Origin of the sequence: Asaia lannensis NBRC 102526 (assembly GCF_024054035.1) — a bacterium.
Taxonomy (GTDB): Bacteria; Pseudomonadota; Alphaproteobacteria; order Acetobacterales; family Acetobacteraceae; genus Asaia; species Asaia lannensis.
Window position 1 is genome coordinate 1 of the sequence record NZ_JAMXQU010000020.1, and the last position, 2,646, is coordinate 2,646.

Sequence of the window (2,646 nt, forward strand, 5' to 3'; positions counted from 1 at the left end):
ATCAAAGCGACCCAGATTCATTGGCGCTTATAAAAGCGGAATTTCGATGGCTCTGGCAATTGCCCATGGGTTCGTTAGGCTCAGACCCCGTTGATTTGGGTAGGTAAATCTGATTCAGGCTCCTTGAGGAGACTGAATTGGCTGACGGACGAGCAGATGGCGCGTCTGGAGCCATTTTTCCCAAGGAGCCATGACAGACCGCGTGTTGATGACCGGCGTGTGTTGGGCGGGATTATCTTCGTCAACCGCAATGGGCTGCGCTGGCGGGATGCTCCGCGGGAATATGGGCCGCATAAGACGCTCTACAATCGGTGAAAGCGTTGGGGCGCCATGGGAATCTTTGCCCAGATGATGGATGGTCTGGCGGCCAGCAGATTGGCTCACCAGACGATCATGATCGACGCGATCTACCCGAAGGCGTACCGCACGGCCTCGAGCCTGCGGGGAAAAAGGGGCCCCAGGCCGCCTGATCGGGCGGACCAAAGACGGCATGAACACGAAGCTGCACGCGGTGACGGACAGAAATGGCCGCCCGATCAGGTTCTTCATAACGGCTGGCCAGATCAGCGATTACACCGGGGCCGCTATCCTGCTGAACGATCTGCCCGCTGCAAAGTGGCTCCTGGCTGATCGCGGTTATGATGCCGACTGGTTCAGGGACGGGTTGGAGGAAAAGGGGATCAGACCCTGCATTCCAGGCCGAAGATTCCGCACGATGCCCGTGAGCTACGACAAACACCAATACCGGCGCCGCCATCTTCTCTGCGCCGTGCGGTACACTGTCAAATTCCGCATATCGTAAAGAGTTATCACGGCGCTTGAACGGAAAGCTGCGATACACGAAAACACTATCATCGGTCTGATATGGTGGAACGATAATTTGAAATACGTTCCAAGATGTTTTCTCTTGTATTCAATAGACTGGAAAAGCAGTTTGAGCGTAAGCTAGCGTTGTCTCTTTGCTATGATGCGTGTCTCGACCTGAAGCTCCAGCATCCTTATGCTCAATGGATGTGAATGGATCCTCATTAATAAAAAAGATCTCATTAATAATGGAACGAAGTAAGGATATGTCTGAAAACCTGATGAAATCTGATTATGATGTCCTGATCATAGGTGCTGGTCTAGCTGGTCTTACCTTGGCTAAACAGTTGCTTGATCGTGACTCGTCACTTGATATCTGTATTGTCCATAATCGTAGGTTTCCGTATCCAGAACGTATCCATAAAGTTGGTGAATCGACGATCGAGATCGGCGCCTATTATTTGGCTGACACGATTGGATGCTCTGACCACCTGAAGCGCAGTCATCTGCGCAAAATGGCGATGCGTTTCATCGACACGCGGGGTGATGCCCATAACGAGAAATATAAAGAAGTAGGCTTAGACAATTACCCCGAGCATCATACATTCCAGCTTGATCGTGGAAAAATAGAGAATCACATACGCGACCTGCTCGATAATCGGGTTACATTGAGTGAAAACATGCGTGTGCTCGATATCGATAAAATTGATGACGGTTACCTCGTCTCTGTTCGTGATCATGCAGGCGTCGTGAGTAAACGCAAGACGCGTTGGGTAGTTGATGCATCAGGGCGAGGACGTGTCCTGATGAAGAAATTTAATCTTCAGAAAGAATCAGCTCTTAATCGTTCGGCTGTCTGGTTCAGAGTGGCGGGTAAACTCGATATCAACGAGTTTCTGAACGAGGAAGATGAGATTAATCCGTTCCGTTTTTCTAGAGAGCGAGGCCATAGTACGACCCATCTGACCGGGAAAGGGTATTGGGTCTGGATTATACCCATCAGCAATGAAACGACAAGTGTCGGCATCGTATTCGACAACGAGATCCATAATTTGGCGAACATGAGTTCGTATCGCTTGGCCTGTGAGTGGCTTGGAAAATTTGAGCCGTCTTTTCTTCGTTACTTGGAAACAAAGAATCTTCCAGTTATCGACTTTGTGATGTCAAAAAATTATTCTTATCTGTCGAGTAAGTTTATATCAAATGATGGTTGGGCGCTTACTGGTGAAGCTGGTGGTTTTGTAGACCCATTGTACTCGAACGGTACGGATTTTATCGCGATTTCAAACACCATGATTACCAACGCGATAACGCGTCCGAAGGGCGAGTGGCAGATTGATCTCATGAATAGAGTGTTGACCGAGACATATGAAAGCTTTGTTGAGACACATAGAGGGGCATTGCTCAATTTTGGAGACTGGAGTTACGTAGTTGTGAAAACGAGCTGGGACACTTGTTTCTATTTCATGTTTCTTCCGGTGCTGTATCTCAATGGAAAAATCGACGAGCTGGATTTTTTCGACAGATATATGAGTGATATAACCGAATTCCATAACGTCCATAGAAGAGTTACAGATCATCTGCGCCAACGGGCCGCTTTGCAGCATTTTCGGGATCTGCCTAGATTTATAAATCTAGCAGGGTCAATGCTGCAATACGCGCATGCTTGTATGATTCTGCCCGATAAATCTGACGAGATTGTGTTGGCGCGGCTGCGTGAGAACATGAAGATTCTCAATAAACTTGCTGACGCCATCACGATACATGGGGATTTTGATAAGCAATTTCATGATTTGCCCAAATATCTTCCTAGCCCTTGGCTTTTGCCTAGGTCGCTTTGAC

1 protein-coding gene and 1 pseudogene are annotated in these 2,646 nt (G+C 48.2%); both read left to right on the forward strand.

Annotated features, from left to right (window positions below; translation table 11 throughout):
- Nucleotides 1–123: 123 nt before the first annotated feature.
- Nucleotides 124–757 (forward strand): annotated as a pseudogene (locus tag NF685_RS14205) (IS5 family transposase); the annotation flags it as partial.
- A gap of 313 nt (nucleotides 758–1,070) precedes the next feature.
- Nucleotides 1,071–2,645 carry an NAD(P)/FAD-dependent oxidoreductase gene (locus NF685_RS14210; protein ID WP_222548079.1) on the forward strand — a complete coding sequence of 525 codons (1,575 nt, stop codon included), beginning with the start codon at nucleotides 1,071–1,073 and terminating at the stop codon, nucleotides 2,643–2,645.
- The last annotated feature ends 1 nt before the right edge of the window (nucleotide 2,646 follow it).